The organism is Mariniflexile ostreae, from assembly GCF_042427585.1.
Lineage (GTDB): Bacteria > Bacteroidota > Bacteroidia > Flavobacteriales > Flavobacteriaceae > Pseudalgibacter > Pseudalgibacter ostreae.
The window spans coordinates 202746-223852 of the sequence record NZ_JBHMFC010000103.1 but is presented as its reverse complement, the minus strand read 5'-3'; the positions used below and the strand labels follow the sequence as shown (position 1 = coordinate 223852).

General features: G+C 33.8%; 22 protein-coding genes. 1 reads left to right on the top strand and 21 read right to left on the bottom strand.

Annotated elements, in window-relative coordinates; genetic code table 11:
* Nucleotides 1-4: 4 nt before the first annotated feature.
* The 12 genes from ACFFU9_RS15140 to ACFFU9_RS15085 all read right to left on the bottom strand — a co-directional run bounded on the left by ACFFU9_RS15140 (nt 5) and on the right by ACFFU9_RS15085 (nt 9659).
* The gene (locus tag ACFFU9_RS15140) at nt 5-313 is read right to left on the bottom strand and encodes a helix-turn-helix domain-containing protein (RefSeq protein ID WP_379862318.1); all 309 of its coding nucleotides are present in this window, start codon (nt 311-313) and stop codon (nt 5-7) included.
* A gap of 1 nt (nt 314) precedes the next feature.
* On the bottom strand, nt 315-1133 hold the full coding sequence (locus tag ACFFU9_RS15135; RefSeq protein WP_379862317.1) for a hypothetical protein: 819 nt from the start codon (nt 1131-1133) through the stop codon (nt 315-317).
* Nucleotides 1130-1705 carry a hypothetical protein gene (locus tag ACFFU9_RS15130; protein ID WP_379862316.1) on the bottom strand — a complete coding sequence of 192 codons (576 nt, stop codon included), beginning with the start codon at nt 1703-1705 and terminating at the stop codon, nt 1130-1132. Before ACFFU9_RS15130 ends, ACFFU9_RS15135 begins: the two co-directional genes overlap by 4 nt.
* Before the next feature lie 649 nt (nt 1706-2354).
* Nucleotides 2355-2717, bottom strand: coding sequence for a hypothetical protein (locus ACFFU9_RS15125; protein ID WP_379862315.1), 363 nt, complete (start codon nt 2715-2717; stop codon nt 2355-2357).
* 7 nt (nt 2718-2724) lie between these two features.
* Nucleotides 2725-3582 carry a DUF4138 domain-containing protein gene (locus tag ACFFU9_RS15120; RefSeq protein WP_379862314.1) on the bottom strand — a complete coding sequence of 286 codons (858 nt, stop codon included), beginning with the start codon at nt 3580-3582 and terminating at the stop codon, nt 2725-2727.
* A 31-nt stretch (nt 3583-3613) separates the two neighbouring features.
* On the bottom strand, nt 3614-4543 hold the full coding sequence (traM, locus tag ACFFU9_RS15115; protein WP_379862313.1) for a conjugative transposon protein TraM: 930 nt from the start codon (nt 4541-4543) through the stop codon (nt 3614-3616).
* A gap of 32 nt (nt 4544-4575) precedes the next feature.
* The gene (locus tag ACFFU9_RS15110) at nt 4576-5190 is read right to left on the bottom strand and encodes a conjugal transfer protein TraK (RefSeq protein ID WP_379862312.1); all 615 of its coding nucleotides are present in this window, start codon (nt 5188-5190) and stop codon (nt 4576-4578) included.
* An 11-nt stretch (nt 5191-5201) separates the two neighbouring features.
* Nucleotides 5202-6044 (bottom strand): hypothetical protein, encoded by an 843-nt coding sequence (locus ACFFU9_RS15105; protein ID WP_379862311.1) that lies wholly within the window; start codon nt 6042-6044, stop codon nt 5202-5204.
* Nucleotides 6045-6046: 2 nt separating this feature from the next.
* Nucleotides 6047-6661, bottom strand: a complete 615-nt coding sequence (locus ACFFU9_RS15100; protein ID WP_051315574.1) for a hypothetical protein — start codon at nt 6659-6661, stop codon at nt 6047-6049.
* A 4-nt stretch (nt 6662-6665) separates the two neighbouring features.
* Nucleotides 6666-9068, bottom strand: coding sequence for a TraG family conjugative transposon ATPase (locus tag ACFFU9_RS15095; protein ID WP_379862310.1), 2403 nt, complete (start codon nt 9066-9068; stop codon nt 6666-6668).
* Nucleotides 9055-9339, bottom strand: coding sequence for a hypothetical protein (locus ACFFU9_RS15090; RefSeq protein WP_379862309.1), 285 nt, complete (start codon nt 9337-9339; stop codon nt 9055-9057). The genes ACFFU9_RS15095 and ACFFU9_RS15090 overlap by 14 nt, the downstream gene beginning before the upstream one ends.
* 32 nt (nt 9340-9371) lie before the next feature.
* Nucleotides 9372-9659: a hypothetical protein gene (locus ACFFU9_RS15085; RefSeq protein ID WP_026813281.1), complete on the bottom strand. Its 288-nt coding sequence runs from the start codon at nt 9657-9659 to the stop codon at nt 9372-9374.
* A 189-nt stretch (nt 9660-9848) separates the two neighbouring features.
* Here ACFFU9_RS15085 and ACFFU9_RS15080 point away from each other — a divergent pair, with 189 nt between their 5' ends.
* Nucleotides 9849-10478: an N-acetylmuramoyl-L-alanine amidase family protein gene (locus ACFFU9_RS15080; RefSeq protein ID WP_379862363.1), complete on the top strand. Its 630-nt coding sequence runs from the start codon at nt 9849-9851 to the stop codon at nt 10476-10478.
* A 107-nt stretch (nt 10479-10585) separates the two neighbouring features.
* On the opposite strand, the gene ACFFU9_RS15075 is transcribed toward ACFFU9_RS15080, so the two are convergent.
* The 9 genes from ACFFU9_RS15075 to ACFFU9_RS15035 all read right to left on the bottom strand — a co-directional run bounded on the left by ACFFU9_RS15075 (nt 10586) and on the right by ACFFU9_RS15035 (nt 21018).
* Complete coding sequence (locus ACFFU9_RS15075; protein WP_379862308.1) at nt 10586-11641, bottom strand: nucleotidyl transferase AbiEii/AbiGii toxin family protein; 1056 nt, start codon at nt 11639-11641, stop codon at nt 10586-10588.
* Nucleotides 11642-11664: 23 nt separating this feature from the next.
* The gene (locus ACFFU9_RS15070) at nt 11665-12393 is read right to left on the bottom strand and encodes a DUF6577 family protein (protein WP_379862307.1); all 729 of its coding nucleotides are present in this window, start codon (nt 12391-12393) and stop codon (nt 11665-11667) included.
* A 54-nt stretch (nt 12394-12447) separates the two neighbouring features.
* Entirely contained in the window at nt 12448-13110 is a 663-nt protein-coding gene (locus ACFFU9_RS15065) for an ATPase (RefSeq protein ID WP_379862306.1), read from the bottom strand.
* Nucleotides 13094-13846, bottom strand: a complete 753-nt coding sequence (locus ACFFU9_RS15060; RefSeq protein WP_026813286.1) for a hypothetical protein — start codon at nt 13844-13846, stop codon at nt 13094-13096. Before ACFFU9_RS15060 ends, ACFFU9_RS15065 begins: the two co-directional genes overlap by 17 nt.
* Before the next feature lie 3 nt (nt 13847-13849).
* Entirely contained in the window at nt 13850-14134 is a 285-nt protein-coding gene (locus tag ACFFU9_RS15055) for a helix-turn-helix domain-containing protein (protein ID WP_379862305.1), read from the bottom strand.
* 302 nt (nt 14135-14436) lie between these two features.
* Entirely contained in the window at nt 14437-15249 is an 813-nt protein-coding gene (locus ACFFU9_RS15050) for an RteC domain-containing protein (RefSeq protein ID WP_379862304.1), read from the bottom strand.
* Nucleotides 15250-15402: 153 nt separating this feature from the next.
* Nucleotides 15403-16695, bottom strand: coding sequence for an HlyD family secretion protein (locus ACFFU9_RS15045; RefSeq protein WP_379862303.1), 1293 nt, complete (start codon nt 16693-16695; stop codon nt 15403-15405).
* A gap of 2 nt (nt 16696-16697) precedes the next feature.
* Entirely contained in the window at nt 16698-18878 is a 2181-nt protein-coding gene (locus tag ACFFU9_RS15040; RefSeq protein ID WP_379862302.1) for a peptidase domain-containing ABC transporter, read from the bottom strand.
* Nucleotides 18879-18891: 13 nt separating this feature from the next.
* A complete protein-coding gene (locus ACFFU9_RS15035; protein WP_379862301.1) occupies nt 18892-21018 on the bottom strand; it encodes a prolyl oligopeptidase family serine peptidase in 2127 nt (708 codons plus the stop codon).
* Nucleotides 21019-21107 lie beyond the last annotated feature (89 nt).

The window sequence follows — 21107 nt, the reverse complement described above, 5'->3', positions numbered from 1 at the left end:
TATTTTAATTCCTTTTAATTCTTTGTAAAACAATTTTTAATGATTCCATAGCTGTTGGTTCTGATTTTGTCATATTGTATATTTTATCAGCTAACCAAAGCGTTTGCAAATCATCTTCTTCCACCTTGAAATACTTACTTAATGTTGCAAGGTGCTTTCTGTTGATTGGTTTTTCGCTATTTTCGACTTTGCTTATAAATGCTCCGTCAACTTCTATTACTGCCCCAACTTCTCTTTGCATTAAGTTTTTTTCATCTCTTAACTGCCGAAGTTTATCGCCTAAGGTGTTGGTATGAAATACTTTCTTTGTCATCTTAATTGAGTATTGATTGAAGTCTTTCTTTTTCGCTCCAGTTCACTAAAAGTGAACCTGTGTGGTGTTCTAAATGATATAAATAACCTGCTAATTTTTCAGGCACATAACCATCTGCTGTATTGTCTATGATGGATACTTTTGATTTAATAAATTCTTTAGCACTTGAATCATCAGCCATTTGAAAAAGCATATTTGCTTTTGAAATACTATTTGAAAAATAAGAGTTTGAGCTACCTGTAACGTAATTTACCAAAGACAGTGTGCTTGGTGTATTATTGTAAATAGCATTGAACTTAATGTCTTTTTTCTCAGGTATTAGATATTGATTTAGTTTCAATTTCTCTCTGTTGGCAAATGATTTCAAGTATTCATTTGCTATTGAAACAAATCTTTCTTTGGTTTCCTTTTCTTCTTTGTCATCAAATGCTATTTCTGAAACGCTTACTATATTTTGAATGAATAAAGTAAGGTCAAACAGTTTAGAGGGTATATCTATTGCATTGGCTGTTTTTAGGTAGTAGTATGTAATGCCTTCAGCATTTGCAATTTGCTTTATTTCAAAAGAGTTTTGGAAATGGTATAGTATTTTTAAAAAGCAAGTTTCTTCACCTATTGCAACTTCATACACTCCACTATTTAACCAACCACCATCAGAAATAACATAATCATCACCTTGCTTGGATAGAAATACTGAAACAAAACGATTGTTGGTCGTAGCGTATGGGGTAATAATTTCTAATGAATTACCTCTCTGTTTGGTTTGCCATAAGCCTCCAAAAGCATTTTTTATATCTGTGAAAATTTCTAATAGATTCATAGGAAGGCAATATTTTGATTAGGGTCTTCCTTAGTCATTTTAAAACCTAAGGTGTCAGACATTATTTTGATTTCGGGAAAATCATCATTCTTTAATCTTGTGTTTGATTCGTGGAAAAAATGAATAATACAAAGGTTTATATCTTCTAATGCCTTGCTTTCTTTTGGGTCTAACAACTTATCCGTTTTGTAGGCTATTTCAATACCGTTTTCATTGAACTTGTGAAAATGAGGTGTTGTGATTGCTTGCTCATTAAGAGGGATTCCGTCTATTCTATTATGATGGGTAGTACCATCACTATCAAACCTGAAAAATGGAGCTGGTGTAAATTCCTTTAACTTTAGTTTTATCTCGAAAAAATGGTGGTTATTGAGTTTAACTCTTACCAATAATTTCATTTTATCATTCTCAAGCTCAGGGTAAACAACCGGTTCTATACTTTCAATAAAATTATGGTTATTAGCTTTGCTATTAATTTCAATTACTTCTGAAAAAATAGACTTCCTTTCAAGCAATAGTTTATTGTAGAAAGAGTAGTTATTTTTAACCGCTAATGAAAGATGTTGACCCATATTGAACCATTTATTGACTTGTCCGAACTTGGGCAAATATACAAGTTTAAATCAATTCTCTTCATTATTGGGTCTCTTTTCCATAATGCCCTGTCTTTGGTTTCTACAAAAGCATTGGTAAAGGGTTGTTTAGATAATCATCAACCGACCTTTCGAATAAGCCTAACTATTTACCAAGGGGAACTGCTTATTTGCGTTGAAACTCTTGTGGCAAAAGTTCTAAAAATTGTTTTTGCTGGTTGCCAATTTATAAAAGACGAGATTTTCAAAGATTTGGAATTGTTAGAACTATTGGGTTCCGGCATTCCTCGAATCTCATAGCATTACGAAAAAGGGAGCTTTATTTTTTTCAATTAACTTCTTTGGAATTACTTTTTTTGCTAAAGAAACTGCAGCAGAGGTTAATGAAAAGGCTAAGCAATAAGATGGTGTAATTGATGCAACTGAAGATCTGGCTAAAAGACAAAAATAAGTCCTTCAATTAATTGCAAACCATACTTCTATTACTTCTACTGAAATTTAAGAATAAACGAATTTGCTGTTGGAAAACATATTATAGATATTAAGAATAAAGAGTTTTTAACACATAACGGCGGTACGCAAGGATATTGGCAAATCAACCTCGAAAAGAATTAATAAAAGTTCTTTTTCAAAAAGGCCCTTTCTCTCTCGGTCCTTTGCTGGTCACTTTCCATTGTCCATTCTCTTTGGCTAATTTGAAAACACCAGATTTTCCATCATAGGTAGTGCTATATTTTACCCAAGCAATGTCTCCATCTGTGGCTTCATCTAAGATTTCTACCTCGATGTCTTTATCTGATTCTGGCATCATACTTTGAACCGTAATCAAACTACTATATTCTTCTAATGTTGTATGCTTTTTAAGAACTGATTCATCTTTTGAGAAAAAGCTTTCCGAAACAATTTTTGCGGTTTCTGAAGGGGACGTATTTTTATTTCCTGAACAGGAAATGAATAGAACTAATAACGAACAAATGACGATTTTTTTCATAATAATATTAATTTGGGTTATTGATATATTTGTGCGACACCTTCAATTTTAGTTCTCTTTCCCCATTTTTCTCATTCAGCTCTACAACCAATCTACGGTCATTGCTTATTGAAAACTTAGGCACTATATAAACCAATCTAACAACTTTACCTTCCGCTATTCTAGATAGTAAATTGTACTTATATACGGGTTCTTGAATCAGTTTTTGTAACGATTTTCTCTTGCCTTTTTGTCGTGTTTCAATCGAAAGGTTTAGAAAATTCAAATCGTAATCCAAGGTAGATTTATTCTCAATTTGGATAACAAAATAAAGCTCTTCCTTATCAAAAACTATATTCTCAATACTCAAAATGATACCGTCATTTCGCTTCTTAATTCGACCTATACGCTGGTTTCTGTTAAGAAGATAAGAGCAGAATTTGTGATAATAATACGTTCTGTTGTCTATACTATCTTTAACAGTTGCAGTCTGAATAGAATCACTTACTAATGGCTTTTCATTCCCAATACTATTTGATAAAGGAATGAAGTAATTGAGCTGAGACAGTTGCTTTTTATACCTCACAATATACGAAAAAATTGATCCATTTCTGTTGACTACCAGTAGATTACTTTCTTTCCCAGGCTTTGCCTGAAGTAATCCAAAGTATTGTTCTTTCTCACGATTGTAGGTAAAAACAAAATTATCCGAACCAGTTATACCCTGACGTATAGGTTCTGGGAAAAATAGCGCAACATTTTTAGTGTCGTTTGCGTAAATAGTGTCGAGGACCGTGTTTGTTTGCGTTGTAGCTTGTGCCCAGCACAATCGAGGTGCGATAGCGGACATAATTATAAGAGCTGAAATAATGATATGCTTTTTCATAAGAGTGCGTTTTTAAATGCCCATTATAGGCTCATAATTTTGGTTTTAGAATTAATCTGTAATTATTTAGTACGGTTACTTTTATGTTTCGATTGTTACGCCTAAACACCTTTGTAATTCCGCCTACTTGTGGAACGGTAGGAATATTGATGTCGCTAACAATATCATCTATAACTTCGGTAGTAGCTTCTGCTCGAAAATTGTTTTGTACATATATGCCCTCACTGCCATCCGATAAATCGAAGGCTTTGAGTTTGGTGGGATGATGTTTTATATTTTCAATCTCAATTAAAGCCCGATTGGGCTGAAAACTTATAAATCCAAAAACAGGTGTGTTCTTTGGCATCAATTTATTATTGATTGTTGCATCTTTGGTTAGTCGCATTCGTAATCGAGTATTTACTTTCACAATTTGGTCGCCATCAACAACCACATAAATGGTTTCATCTGTATTGCCAATAATCGAAACTTCGTTTGGTTTCGGCGAAGCAGCAAAGAACAATTGATGTTCCAAGCCCAATTCTTTAGCTTCTATTTTTTGTTCTCTTTTGATATCGGCTGAGTCAATTTGCTGTGTGCTTTTTTGAGCGACTTTCTTTTGCCCAAAGTTTTGATATCGCTTTTCAGAATATTGAATTTTGCCAGCCTCGTAAATACTATCTACGATACGTTTCTTTTCCTGTTCTGGTAGATCAGGATTGTAAAGACCTGTTGAATCCAAAAATTTTTCATCGTAGATGCTAGGTGCGTTATTCTCACGCACTTCTTTCAAATCATTTATGGCATCCAGTTTAGAATCATATTCCTTTTGATTTTCTTCTAAATTGGGTATCAGGGTCTGTTCAAGGTTTTCATTTTCACTTTCATCATCGCCCATTACCATCACGGAATATGAAATCAGGAATATGAAAATCACAGCCAATACTGCTGCAAATACTATTTTGTTCTTTTCAATCTTCATAATAGTGGTTTTTAAATGCCCATTATGGGCTTTCAACTTTCATTATTTAGTTTTTTTAAAGTGTTTTCGAAGTAATCGGTAATCAATAATCCGTGCGGATTGTTTGGGAAGTTTCGGTCAACCATAATTAGGTTTCCGGTTGAAACTAGTTCATAGGTATCGACAATAGAGCCTCTATTTATTTCAAATATGGTTGTAGTTGTAAAACTGTAAGAGTTCTTATTCTCTATAACTTTTGAATTGATACTCAAGACTTTTTGAACCAATGAATATTGTAATAGCCGATTATAAACACCATCAGCTTTTTTCTGTCGGTATAGATTATCAATTGTACTATTACCCAACCAAAGTGCTTTTTTTAAATTACGCTCATAATTACTCGCATCAATGTTATAGAAGTACTTGTGAAATAGATCTAAATGTGATAAAGCTTCTACTTGAAAATTTTCTTTTTGGGTAACGAGTTTCAAAGGAATAATACTACCATCGGTATTAATTGCAAAAGCACTATTTAGCGCATTTTGATTTGTGTTGAATGCCATCCAGACTGAAAAGGTACTAGACAGCAATGCACAGACAACGACTGCCAAAACGATAAATCGATTCAATTTTAAGACGTTATAGATATTTTTGTATGGTGTTTTCATTCTGAATTGGATTAACTGGTAAACAATCTGAGTGTAAAGGACGTTGCACGTCTATAGAGTTTGAATTTCAAGAAAACGATAAAGCCTACTGAACCGAGTTGCACAACAGGTGCAAAAAAGCCTTGACCTACATCTGTACCAAACAAGTTGGTCCAAAAGTTAGTGTTCATTTCCGTGTAGAGCGCATTGATAAATACGTTTACTAGAAAGAAAGCAGGCACCAACATATAGACCGCAGCGTACAATTTAAAAAACGTGTAGGCAAGCGAACGAAACTTTTCAAAAACTGCTAGACTTATAACCAATGGAAAAAAGGCTTGCATTATACCTAATAAAAAATAGCGTTCTGCAAGAAATAGCGGATAGATAAACAAATCCAAAATCCAAAGAAAAAGACTTATGATAAATGCAAATATCTTGAAACCGTAGAGTGGTGTTACTAAAGCTTCATATAAGAGCGTCATAGCTGCTTGCGCAACCTCGATGATACTAACGTCTTCTTCTATGGGAATGTCTTGCATTTGCAAAGGAAGCAAAGCAGGTGCTGTGCCTCGATATTGTCCTTCAATGGCCACTAAAATACCATCAAAAAACCCTAACACCTGCGTTGAGAAAATTACTAATATGACGATGGCAAAATTCTTCATCAAATCCCCTGGACTTAATCCCCAGGTGTAACCATCTTTATCCGCTACACCTTCATTATATTTTTTAAGAATATTGATTAAAAAGAACAGAACAGCAAGCGTTTTCATTCCGGCAATGGTGTATTGCGAAAAGTTGCTGCTCTGTATGGTCTGGAAAACCGCATCTATGTATTCCAGTCCAATCCCTAAAAGAATGGTTGCGGTCATTTTTAGTATTCTGTTTCGCGGTTATTGACTTTGTCTTGCATTTTTCTGAAGGAAATAATATTCTTATAGCGTTTGGTTTTTGTAATGATGTTAGACACCATTTGCTTGGATTCCATTTCTTTCTGCTTTAGGATTTCAGCGCGTTCGGCATCGCTCATTTTTAGGTAATCGCTGGATAGAATTTCATCAATAAAATCTACCGTTTCTAATGAGTTTTGAACTATGGCATCGAAGGATTCTACAACTCTACTAACTTCATCGGGTTTAATGTATGGAGAGTTTAGTATGTCTTGTAAATCATTTTGCATTACATTTATAAGGTGCTGATTGTTGTCTGCAATTTCTTGGACAGCATTAAGTTGTTGAACCACGCTCGATACTTGCTCGATGGCTTCTTTAGCATCTTTTAAGAATTTTACAGACTTAATCATTTGAGCCGTCTGTTTACCTGATTCCAAAAGTTGTTTTACCAAACTGATAAAATTGGTGTTGTCATAAGTGGGCATTCCTTGGGCTTTAATATTTAAGCTAAACAGCAATGCGATTGCTAGTACTAAGATTTTTGTTTTACTTATTGGTGAAAATTTGTTTTGGTATTCGTGAATCTTCGATTTCATAATATTATGTTTTAGATGTGAATTGAATTATTGCTTTTTCCATATCGTTATGCTCATTGTAGAGCTTCATTATTTCTTCATTTTCCTGTCCATCGGTCAAGTAAGCTGCGTACACTTCTTTCGGAACTTCAAGACGAAAAATGTTACTTTCCTTTCCTATTTTGATAAACATTTCGGTGTACTTCTGTGGTCCAGAAAGGTTGTTTTTGATAGACTTTAATTGATTAAGGTCGTGGCTGGATAGATTGAGACGTTTAACTAATTCGTCATAGCCTTTTTCATTGTTTAGGCTGTAGATGATTTGTGTGTTTTCCAGTATGCTTGCTGATGTGGAATTATTGGGTAGCTGATTAATAGATTGCAGAATAATACCAATAGCACCATTTTGTTTACGAATAGCTTGGTAGTAGAATTCTACACTTTCCAGTACGTTGTCAAACTTTAACTGCTTGGCAAACTCATCAAATAGGATGATACCTTTTTCAGCACGGTTTTTCCAAATAGTTCTTTGGATAGCCGATTTTATGAGTTTTAACATTACAGATAAGATTTCCTTATTGTCTTTGACTTCATCCAGTTCAAAAACAATTAATCGTTTGTCCTCTATTTTATAGGTTTGGTCTTCGCTGACTTCAAATAGGAAACTGTATAGACCATCGCCGACATATTCTGACATTACGTGCAAAAAGCTTGTGACGTTGAAGTAGTCGGGATGGATTTTTAAGTCGTCAAGAAGTTTTTCTTGATGCCTTTCTATAAAGCTGTAAAATCCATCCAATGAGTGATTTTCTAGTGTACTATCGTAATAATGTTTCAGTATTTTTTTGATAGAAACCGATTGTGCCTTGGTCACTTTTAAATCTGAAGCGAACAGCTCAAACAAGAAGACAGATAAATCTTCCAACCGTTCAGGCGTCAAATCTTTTACATCGCTGATGTAAAAAGGGTTGATGCCTAAGTTCTTTCCGCTTTCATATCTAAGTACGGTATATTTCTCAGGGTATAGTTTTGCGAATTTGGTATATGAACCACCCAAATCGATGATTACCAAACGGACACCACTTTCAAAATATTGGCGTAAAATATTATTTGCCAAAAAGGATTTTCCTTCGCCTGTTGGCGCAAAAATCGCAAAGTTTCGTGCTTTTATACGTTTCTTGCGTTCGTCCCAAACATCTTTTAGAACAGGTACATTATGTTCTCTATCGTTAAAGATGATTCCTGTGGCATCCGAATTGTAATTGGTGTTATTAATGAACAGACATAAAGCGTGTTTCAAATCCGTTACATATAAGTCGTTATTTGAAAAATTAGAAGAAAAACAGCAGTAACTATTAAGGATGTAGTTCTTCCGCTCTTCGCCTCTTGGATAGTATGGAATGATGTCCAGTTCTTTAAACTCAGTTTTAATTTTTGAACCGATTCGACTTAAATTTTCAGGGGTCTTATCCCAATACACAATGTTTAGATGACCACGGATTATTCGTGCATTATCATCGGCATTAATCTGCTCGAGAATGTGTTGAATTTTGCCTAGTACCACTTTGTTCTGAGAGCCGAAATTGGAGCTTTTGTTCAGTTCTTCAACTTTCTTATCAAGCAGCTTGCGCCACTTCTGTTTGTCATCCAAATACAAGATTTGATTGACTATGTGATTCTCATTAAGCGTAAGCCCTAAGCCATCAATAAACCCTTGATGAAACACAAAATCGTCAGATGTGAATTTCTCATTGGTCTTGCTACTCTGTACACTTTCGCCAAAGCACAGTTCGCTATTGATAGCCAGGGCATCAAAATGGTTTTCGCCAATATTGACGCTTTTTTTATCTAGTATGATATCGGTATCAAACCCATCATTGAAGCCATTGAAATAGCCATTTGTGAGTTGCTGTATCTCTTTCGCTTTAAGCGAAACGAAGGTCATCTTTCGGCTATTATTTATAAAGGAGATAGAATCGCTTACTGAACCGATGAAGCTCTTAACGTTATCATCCAATTGTTGAACAATTCCTTTGGAAACTTTACGAAAAGGGTTTACATATTTTGAATTATTCAACGCTTTGTTCTTAGTGAGCGTAAAGAACAAAAAGCAACGATGTTCCATATAATCACGCCCTTTGAAGTGGTCGTGGGTCGCTTTTTCTAAAAAGGTTGTATTCGGAAGCTTTTCTGAAGTGTATGTTTTCTTTAGGTAGATATCCTGTTTTTGAACCACCGTACCAATGGGCAATGATTTTAAAGCCTGAAACCAAGCACCGTGTATGTCCTCGAAGTCTTTTTCGGATAAGGAATAAATTTCTGGTAGCGTTCCTTCATAGCACAAGACCACATTGCCATTATTGGCAAATATGATATTGTCTTGAATATCCGTAATAGGGTTATATGCAGAAAGATTAATCTTGTTCATAATCGAAGCCAGAATTTCTTTTGTTACTTATTATTCCAGGAAAGGCTTTAGCTGTTTGAAAAAGTTGTGGGTTATTAGCCATCCTTGTAAGAGCGATGTATAAGGCTGCATTAAAAACCATAACACCTATTATCATTAAGAAGCTGAATGAAAAAATGATGATTAATAACGAGGCAAGAATCGCAACCATCATTAATGCAAACAAGGAAATAGGCAGCCCAAAAATGACCGCCCGTTTTCTGATGTTTTTATAGACTTCGTATTTTTTCATACAGCTTGGTAATTTAAATCCCTCTTAGAGGGTTAGACTACGATTCCTATTAGGTATGTGAAGATGCCGACTACTGCGCCAGCAATCAAAACAAATACAAGTACTCTAGTTATTCCTTTTTTAAGGTCTGCGTTTTCCCCAAAGAAATGTCCTGCATTAAACAGGAAGCCAACTAGGAAGATGACACCTAATAAAATTGGAAAAATAGTTCTGATAGTGTCGCCAACATCATTAACTGAATCTTCAATACCACCAATTTGAGCAAAAAGTGAAGTGGATAAGAGCGAAAGAAATGATGCTAAATAGAGTGATTTTTTCATAATAAAATTGTTTAAATTTTTATGTTGTTTTCGTTATTAGAAATTTACATATATTTGAACATAAAACACTGTAAATCAGTAATTTGTGAATAAAATATTATTTGATTCTATTTGAATTCGTTTGTTATTATTTAGCATCAAATCCTATGATTTTTTGAAAGGAAGTTGTTGATAACCTGAAAATTGAAAATGAAAAAAGTGCTCAAAAACGTCAGTTTTGTCTTTTTGCTTCTAAAAATGTGTATCGTTTTTGGACAAGAAACGAGTGCTCAAAAACGGATAATTATTGACGTTGGACACGGTGGAAAAGATTCTGGTGCAATAGGTATAAATAAAATTCAAGAAAAGGACATCGTATTGGATATTGCGAATGCCATTTTGAAGCTAAATAAAGAATTAGGAAAACCTTTAGATATTTATTTGACCAGGTATAAGGACACACTTATTTCATTATCTGATAGAATAAGGCTCGCCAAAATCTTAAAAGCAGATTTATTTGTGTCGTTGCATTGTAATCATTCGGATAATCCAAATGCAAGAGGAATTGAAGTTTATGCTTCAAAGAAACAAGCGAAGTATTCTAAAGAATCTATTTTTGTCGGCTATCAAATTGAAAAAATGCTTTGCACAGCGATAGGATATGAAAGTAGAGGTGTGAAGTTTGCCAACTTTCAAGTGCTTCGAGAAACAGTTGGTTTTTGTCCTTCCGTGCTTTTGGAATTGGGTTTCTTATCTAATAAAGATGAAGGTACTTATATTTCAAATGCTACCAATATTCAATTCGCTGCCAACGCTATTTTACTATCAATCCAAAACTAATATTATTATGAAAGACATATTTTTAGAGTTAACCGAAAGTTTAAAAGCGATTATAGTGCAATTTATTTCAGAAGTGATTTTGTTATATAAATCATTTCGAGGTTGAATTACATTCTTTCATCAAGCATTATTGATTTATACCAGTAAAAGAAAGCCTCTGAATTATTCTTTTTAAGCTTGTTGAGCTTATTGTATTTAGGGTTTTCAATCAACCAGTCTTTTACCTCTAATGGGTTATCAAACCTTTCAATCTTATTATTGATTTGGGATTTGATTAGTTCAGACAAGTATGCCACTTTTGAAGATGCTATGATGGCTTCTTCAATATTGAATTTCTCAATGGTAAAGTTTGTAAAATTACTGATACCTGTTTGAAGATGTTTAAAATCTTCAGATTTAGTGTCGCGAGTTGAAAGCACAAAACAAGCTTCTTGCGTATCGTTTAGTACTTGCTCTGCGGTTATATCTAATTTTCTAAAGGAAAGCTCTTCTTTAACCACTTTTGCATAGCTGGTTCGTACCACCGTCAAATCAGAAATATTTTCCATTAAAAAAGCGACATCGAATAACTGTTTGATAATCTCTACAGGTCTTCCTTTGCTATATAGAATTCCTGTTGTTTTTGGGGCAAAGGCGGTTAGTTTATCGCCTAAAATAGCGTCAAAAGTTGGCATCATTACTTGTGTAATTTCGCCCTCTGTTTGAATCCAATCGTGAGCTATTGGGATTTCTGTGAGTTCAGGATATGGATTTGGGGTATAAAGAACATCCAATAAAATCGGCTCAATGCTTCCATCCACGTTGCTTTTATAATATGTTTTAAAATGTCCCACAGGGGCATCAGGTGTATGTTTTCTATTGTTGTCATCTTCCCAATGTGTGAAAACAGTTTTACTACACATAGTATCTAATATGGGGTCTATATCGCTTTGAATTTGTTCGGTTATGATATCAATGTCAATGGAAAATCGCTTTGGCTTTTTTGTTGCTAACAACAAAGCGGTTCCACCTTTGAAAATAAATTCTAGACCGTTTATCTTTAATTGTTCCAATAGTATCAAGGCATAAATAACCTTCTCTATAAGTTTTGGATCATACTTTCTGCCAAGTTTTTGCTTGACCTCAAAAATCCATTCTGGATGATATGTACTTTCTTTAATCATATATATTAAGTTTTGGCAAAATATTAATTTTTTGCCAAATTTAAATTTATTCTATGTTCTACTTCTTTTTCCTTATTTCGTCTTTGGGCATAACGTTTCATTTTACCTTGATTGATTTCAAACTTGCTAAAAGCCGACTCGTATATAAAATCTAATTCCCCTTGTTGCGCACCATACAAGTTGGTATCGATAATCATATCCACTAAAAGTTTTTCTAGTGATGGTATTATGATATTTTTAGTTTCGATTATAGGTGCTTCCGAAACCAAATGTTTTATAATAATTACATCATCACTATTATGAATGTAAAGCTCAAAAGTTTCTGCATCGGGTTCTAAAAAAACTTGTTTTCCTTTGTCCTTTAATTTGTAAAATACGGATTGGGCTACATCTTTTTCCAGTTCAACAATGGTGTAAAATTTAAATGGCTGGTGTCGCATTAAATCGTTTAGCCAAATAGTGTTCCAAATACAAAAGTCTATGAAGGGATAGTCCTTTTTGATTTTATTGAATAGTCGCTTTAATTTACTATTGATAACCGGACAAAATTCATTATTTCCCTGCAACGCATAAATACCTCTAGTGGGATTTTTTAATACCCCTTCTTTTTTTAGTTTCGACAAATAGACGTTAATCGAGCTTTCTTTCAGATTTGGAAAATCTTTGCGAATGCAATCAACTAAATCTTTTTTAGAAATAGTTTGATTCCCTTGAAAATAGGATGGTATTTTTTTTTCTATTGTATAATTCAAAGTAACTACATTTATTAAACTTTGGCAAAATACAATAAATTTGCCAAAGTTTAATTATTTTCTTTTGTCCCCAGCACCTTTATCAAAAGCAATCAAGTTAAACAGTTCTCGCATTCGGCTACGAACCCGATTACCATAGTGTTCTTCCAGTTCTTCAGCATTGAGGTTGGTGGTAGCGTGTGTTTTAATTTTATGTTTGGTTTGAATGTATAGTTCATATCTAGATAAGATGACTTCGCCCATTACGTTCAAATCTTTGCCATAGAACCTTCCAGCAGGTTCAATACCTAAATCATCAAAGCAATAAAATCTGGTATTTCCATAGTCTTCAATGGTTTTAAAACCGAGGTGGTTAAAACTGAAAGCCACGTTCCTGCAAGGAATCATTTCATAAGGTCTTTGCATTGGTACGATATGGCGCAGTAGTTTCATCAAGGTTGTTTTTCCGCATCCTACTGGACCAGAAAGTAAAATACCTTTGTCGATATCAATTCCGTTCTTTTCACAATTTTCTTTGTCCTTGATGAAATAATAGCAAAGATTACGAATGATAACGGTGTCTTCATCATAGATTCTAAATTGCTGACCAAAGAGTTTCATTCCCTTTGCATTTAGATAAATCAAGATTTTGTCAAAATCGTAAAGAACGCTTTTGCCATCAAACTTTCCGAGCGAGTATTCCACGCCACCTTCGGTAATTTTAGAGGGGTTGTCCATAATCTTTGTTTTTAGTGGTTCGCAAGTTGTCCTTGATTTGGGATGCTTGTTTTTTGTTTGGTTTGTTTTCTTCATCGAAAAGCTCGGTTCTATCCATCCAGTTGAGGGCTAAGGCACGCCAATCTCTAATTTCTTTTCCATCGCTAGTTTGCCAATTTCGAGTTTCATAATGCTCGAAGAATTTTTTTCCTTCATCAGCATTAAAACTTTTTTCAACAAAAAAATCAATAACTGCCTGCCTGCCCTTTGGTTGTTTTATATTGTTTACTTGTTTGGTATTGTTTATAGTAGATACCAATACTTGTCCACTCACGGGACGGTGAGAGTCCACAACTTGTCCAGATATGGGATAGTGCTGTCCTGCTATCGGTACACCATTGGGACGGTACTGTTCCGCAACCTGTTCTAATATGGGACTGTACCGTCCCGTATCAGGTTCATCACTTGTACCGATAATGTACATCTTGATTTTACTACCCTTGTAAGGATTATTTGAAGGGTAGTATGACAAGTAGCCCCAAGAATCTAGGTTGGTAACACACCTGTGATAAGTGGATTTTGAACCTATTTTTGATGCGAGCATCAAATCTCTACGATTAACATAGAATTCATTTGCAAAGCGGCTACTGTTCCATTCTTGGAACAAGGCCATATATAAACTGATATGGGTAGGGTTTAGGCGGTCATCAAAATAGAACTTTTCAAAAGCCGCGTTTAGTAGCTTTATATAGTTCATTATTTAAGAGTTTAGCTTGTGGTGTACACGGTTTGAAGTCATTACACCTTGAATTTCTTCGGCATCGTAATAGATAATACCCCCAACTTTTGTATATGGCAAAGTTCCGTTGATGCGGAAGTTCTGTAATGTTCCTGGACTAACCTGAAGCAAGTCCATGACCTCAGAAGATTTGAGATATTTTTTAAGTTTTCGATTTCCTTGCTTGGATAAGAGATTTTTGATGTCATCGAGTAATTCCATTTTGAATTCTCGAAGGTCGTCTGAAGTAATAATAGTTGCTGGCATAATAAAACGGTTTTAAAGAAAGGGACTATCGTTTTTACTGTCAAACAATTTGATAGCCCCTGACATGATTTGACTTTCGTTTTACAAAGTTGTGGAAGTTTATTGGTTTTTTTTCACAAGATGACCCAAGGTGGGTGAAAATTTAACATTTTGAAATTTAGGGAGTTTTGTTGTGTTTTATGGCTCATATCCAGAATTAACGAAACATAATACGCTTAAATTAAATGGTTTTTTAAAAAAAAATAAAAAAACAGGAGGTTACCCAAGTTGGGTGTTTTGTAAGTGTTTTTTTAAGGAATAAATCAAGAGTTTTTCTTTTCAAGTTCACTAGTTAAACACATGGATAGCTCGTCTAAAAATTTAGTCTTTCTCTTTTTTCTGGATCTTATTTCTAAATATGTTCTGTAAAAATCGCCCAAATCAAAATTAAAAATTTTTTGTAATTCATTGGCAATTTCTTTTATCTCTGCATGTCCGTTATTGATAGCCTGGCTATGGTATAGTGCATAGATTAACTCAGTTAGCGCTACTTTACTAGAAGTCCACTCTAATTTTGAATTATAAGACACATGGGAATAACCATTTATTCGATCTTCTAAATAGTCTATAAATCGTTTATAGCCATTAATTTTTGTCAATAACATATCATGCGATGTGTAAAAATCTAAATCATAAAAATAATCATTTGTATGCATCATCATTATTTGAACTGACTGATTACGTGTGAAATAACAAATGTCAAGATGTGCTTGTCCTTGTTCTATATAATTAACGAAATCTATATGGTTCATTAAAAATTGATAGTAGTGGTTTTTGGTTTTATCGCTGAATTTTTGTCGAAATTGAATGCTGATTTTTGAAAGTTGACATTCAAATGCATAGACTTCTAGGTAATAAATAAGATAGCTTGATGGTATTTGCTTCAACTTTTTGAAGAACTGGACTTCTTCTTTCTGGGATTTAAAACCTTTTGATTTCACTATACCTCTAAGAGAGCAAAGAGTTGTTCGACAAAGCTTTATTGCCTCTTGGGATATTTTTATAATATCCGTATTGGAATGTTGAATATCTTGGATAATAGCTTTAAAAATCTCTATTTGTGAAGAAACGTCCATTTTTAATAATATGAATTATATCATTTTGTGCAGATTTATGTGCTTTTGATAAAATTCGTTATAAAATGACAGTTTAAAAAATGGGATTTGGCTCTATTTATAAATCGAAACCTTTAATTTGTAAATAACGACTAATAAAGAATTGTTTTGTAACTAATTGGAATAAAGGTTTCTGAATTGATAAAACAACCTTTCTAATAAACGTAAATCTTCGGTAATGATATCTGCAGCTCCATGCATATCTTGCTTGAAGATAATGTTTTTCCCGAAAGATGTTTTTAGATGCTTTGGAATCTTTACATCCACTATATAGGTGCCAATATTGTCCGGCATACTTGTAATGCTTTGGACAACTCCGACTAAAACCCCAAATTCGTATTCGGGATAATCGTTCAATTTTAGGTTGACACGCTGACCTACTTTTATTTTTCCAGAATTAGTTTTAGGTGTTTTTAATTTAGCCACATAATATGGATTGTTTTCTGAAAACACCACAAACATTAATTCGTCTTTAACCACTGTTTGGTTGCTGTTGAATTGATTTAAAAAGGATAGTTTACCTTTTCGATTGGTTTTTAATACATATTTCAATTCCCAATCTTTTATGCTTTTTTTAAGTTGACCATAATTTTGCATCACTTCTTTTAATAGATTTACGTCCTCTCTATATTTCATAAATTCCAATTCTTTAGAGTTACCTCTAGCACTTTCAATCGATGCTTTCAACTGAGAGATAGTGAACTTCGTGTTTTCAAATTGCTTTAAAGCTGAATAATATGCAATTTGGTTATAATCGTAGTTCTGTTGAGAAATCACGCCTTTTTCCAATAACAGTTCATGTCGTTTTAAGTCTTTCTGAATGAAATTAATTTCTTTCTTATGAATTACCTGCTGCTTTAGGAGGTTGTTGAGTTGATTTTGTAACTGGAAAAGAGAAGAAGCACTTGTCAACATTCTGTTTGAATACGGTTGTAAATCCCGATTCATGATGTATTTGAAATAACTCTTCTCAAAATCGGAAAAAGGTTTATCAAGTTCTCCTAAAAATAATACCGGTAAAAACTTAAAAGGAAAAATAATGTGACCCTGATTAATTGATACGGTATCAATTACAGATTTCAATACCATCACATCTCGATTTATAGCGGCATTTTCTAGAATAGCTAATACCATATTTTTATTGACTTGTTGGTTATTAGAAACCATAACTGTATCTATTCTTGCGGTTGTTTTTGCATATAGTTTCTGAGGTAATTCTGGTGTTGTAAGATAGGCTTCTGCCGAAATGATATCCGGATATTTGATACACCATAAAAGTACGAGTAAAAAAACTATCAATGCTAAAAAAATCAAACTGCCCCATCTAATTAATTTTGAAGGTACGCAAGTAAGGATGTCGTTTAATTCCTCACTTCTAAATTCAATGTATGCTTCAGTTTTCTTCATGATTATACTCCTAAATCCAATTGGTTTTTCACAAGATTATAATAAGCGCCTTTTTGGGCAACCAAATTGTGATGGTTTCCAATTTCCTTTATTTGGCCATCTTCTAAAACAACTATTTGGTGCGCATTTTTTACAGTACTTAAACGATGTGCTATGATGACGACGGTTTTGTTATTAAAAAAGTTCTGCAAATTTTCCATAATAACCTTTTCATTGTTGGCATCTAATGCAGAAGTGGCTTCATCAAAAAACAAGAAATCAGGATTCTTGTAAATGGCTCTCGCAATTAAAACTCGCTGCTTTTGCCCAGAACTAAGTCCTAAACCCTCCGCTCCAATTAACGTATTATACGAAAGGGGAAGTGCTTCAATAAAATTTTTAATATTTGCCATTTCAGTGGCGATTTTCATTTTGGACATGTCCACATCATCATCTCCCATAGCTATGTTTCTTATAATTGTATTGCTAAAAATATAGCCCTCTTGCATGACCACTCCACAATGGTTTCTCCAAACTTCGTCTAAAATTGAATTTATTACAATTTTACCAATTGTTATTTTTCCCTTTTGGGGCCTGTAAAACTTCAAAAGCAATTTCATTAAAGTTGTTTTTCCACTACCACTAACACCTACAATAGCCGTTACTTTGTTGTTAGGTATATTTAGATTGATTTTTCTCAAAGTCGGCAATTCAACACCTGGATATCTATAGCTAAGATTGTATAGTTTGATATTGGCTGCTTTTGGGATTTCCACATTTGTTCCATATGATATCCTTTCTTCTTTTTTATTATGAATATCTTCCAATCGTTTTAAAGCGATTTTGGCATCTTGTAAGTCATTTGAAAAGTCAACCAATTGAACAATCGGCCCATTAAGCTGACCTACAATGTAGCTTACCGCCAACATCATACCTAAAGTAATATGACCATCAATAACCAATTTCGCAGCTAAAGCTGTTATCAAAATATTTTTCAGTTCATTGATAAATCCTGCACCTATATTTTGATATTGATTCCATGTCATTCTTGTGATGGACAACTTAAAGAGTTTGGCTTGGATATGTTCCCAATCCCATCTAAACTGCTTTTCGGCATTGTGCAATTTTATGTCTTGCATGCCATTTAGAAGTTCTATTACTTTACCGCGTTCTTGAGCAGTTTGGGAGAATTCTTTATAATCCAACACACTTCTCTTTTTTAGAAAAATTAGAATCCAGCCTAGATATAAAGTGCTTCCTGTCAAGAATAAAACGAATATAGACAGACTATAATATATCAGAACCAACCCGAAGACCAGTAAGTTCACAATTGAAAACAACACGTTTAACGATGAAGCGGTAAGTAACTTTTCAATACGTTCGTGGTCATAAATACGCTGCAATAAGTCCCCCGTTAGCCGTGTGTCAAAAAATGCCATAGGCAATCGCATTAGTTTGATGAAAAAGTCGGATAGCATGGAAATTTTAATCCGACTTCCCAAATGCAATAAAACCCAACTTCTTATAAGTTCCACACTCGTTCTTCCAATGAACAAACCCAATTGTCCTAATAATATTAAATATACAAATTGAATGTCTTGATTCCTGATACCAACATCTACAATGCTCTGCGTTAAAAATGGAAAAATAAGCTGGATTAAGCTACCTGCAATTAACCCGAAAAATAATTGGATTAAAAAGGATTTGTATTTTAAAAAATAGCGAAGTAAAAAATTAAAGTCCAAGCTTGTTTTTTCGAATTCTGAACCATCTTCAAAAATCCCTACCATGGGTTCTAATAATAAAACGACACCCTCTTCGGTGTTTTCTGTAGCATTATGACCTATCCAATGTTCTATAAACTCTTCTTTTTTATAAACAATGAGACCGTAGGCTGGATCCGAGATATAACAAATGTCTTTTTTGATTTTATATAATACAACAAAGTGATTTTTGTTCCAATGTAAAATACAGGGCAGGGGAGCTTCCTTTAATTGATTGAAATCAATCTTTGCTGGAAGGGATTTGAGACCTATAGATTCGGCTGCATTCGCTAAGTATTTGAGATTGCTTCCTGTCCGTGTGGTTTCTGATAAGTACCGTAGTTCAGAAATATTGATGGTCTTCCCATAATGTTTCGAAATGATTTTTAAGCAAGTTGGACCACAATCTTTAACATCCAACTGTCTATAAAAAGGAAACATTTCGCTTTGAAATTTAGTTTAAATTATGGTTCGTATGCCAAAATGCAAAAGCAAATATTTTAGAATATTCTTCTATGAGTTCATCGATGGTATCTCCTCCTTCATGTCCTGCATCATAATTAACATCCAGTAGGATGGGAGCATCTGATGTTGAATGGTCTTGCAACTTAGCCACGAACTTACCTGGTATCCAAGGATCAATTCGTGAATCATTATATCCGGAAATGATTAAGGATGCTGGATAGTTTACATTTGGTTTTAAGTTTACATAAGGATCCATTTTGATAAGCGCCATACATTCTGCTGAATCTTTTACCGTTCCATATTCTAAATGATTGCTGGCATTATTGGTGCGCTCTTCACTTCTTAGTGGATTTAACATGGGGGCATCTGCTATAAATACGTTGTATAAATCTGGTCGCTCCACTATGGCCATGCCTATTGCTACCCCGCCAGCACTGCTACTGTACAATACGGTTTTGTCCTTGGACGTAAATTTGTTTTCAATTAAATATTCAGTACAGGCAATTAAGTCCTTCCATGAATTGTGTTTTTTTGATTTCATGCCTTGTTCATGCCATGAATCTCCTTTTTCGCCTCCACCTCTTATGTGGGGGACTGCTAACACCCCTCCATTTTTTACCCATGTTAAAAAGATGGGTGAAAAAAAAGGAGTCATCAATTCTCCGTAAGCACCGTATGGATATAATAGTGTTGGATTGGAACCATTGTAATTTATCCCTTTTTTATGAATAATGGATAATGGAATTTCTTCATCATCATGTGAGGCTACTAAAACCTCAATTTCTTGCAATCCTTCAAATTCAGGATATTTTTTTTGGTTTGATAAGGGGTCTAAAATAAACGTTTGGTCTTTAAGAAAATATCTGGTATAATCATTCGTCCAACCATCGACACCTACTTGGAGAGTTTCGTTTTCATTTGATGGACTGTAAAGTGATATTTCTCCTGAATAAATAGGTAATTCAATTTGGGTTTCTTGACCATCTTTGTACTTATATAAAAAGGCTTCAACTCCAAACCTCGAACTTGTATAGTATAATTTGTTATTGGACACAATAAGCGATGTTAACACTTCGTCTTTTTTTTCAGGAACTAATATATTGGCTTTAAAAGGTTGCTTCAAATTTAAATCAAAACTGGATATGGTTCTGTTATCAGCATTTTTTCCTGAAATAAACACAAACTCATCATTTAAGAAAACTCCATAATCTGCATAAATTTTTTCATCCAAATCATAAAAAAGTTGCCAATTTATTTTACCTGTTTTCAAATCACTTAGTTTAGCATAATATGCTAACCAATAATTTTCAACAGATGCCTTATAACCAATAATGTATCTGTCGTTTTTTGATAAAATTTTAGCTATCGGCAAGTCTTTTTTAGATAAACTTGAAACCATGGATGAAGAAAATATAATATTTCTCTTATTAGAATTACTTCCCAACTTATGAAGCACCGTGCTGGAATTTAACATGTATTTTTCATCTTCGGGATCCAAAACTGGGATATACAAATACAAAAAACCACTAGAATCTGGCAGCCAAGAAATACCTAAATAAGAATCAGGTTCTGCATTTGTAATAATTTCAGGTAATACTGTCTTTTTTAAAACATTTATAATAATCAAATTGGACTCTTTGATTCCATCATAAGATAATGATACTAAAATAAAATCTCCGTCCCAGGAAGGCTGAAAATAGTTTATGGTGTATTCGTGATTAAGTTCACTGTGAAAAGTTGAAGGGTCAAATAATTCAATAGCTTCAGAACCCGGGGTTGCTTTGTAAAAGAGTTTATCATAAATGGTTTTTTTTTCTTTCTTTAAGAAAAAAACAAATCCATTATCCGCATATTTTACTCCATAGATGGTAGCAGCTTCATCGACGTAATAGCTTTTCATTTGTTCGACTAAAATTCTTTGATTTGAAAGTTTTTCCAGATATTTTTCGGAATAATCATCTTGAGCTCTAAACCAATTAATAGTGGAGGAATCCTTTAAATTTTCTAAGTGCCTATAATCATCAGTTATTAATCGACCAAAATAGTTGTCTTGAACTGGAACTTTGGGAGTTTTAGGGATTTTTAAATTAGAATTGTTGACACAGCTAATAGTCATAATCAAGATACTACATCTAAATATTTTTTTTTTTAAATTTTCCATTCTAAATGACTATTTGCTTTCCCAAGAAATTCTACATAAATACC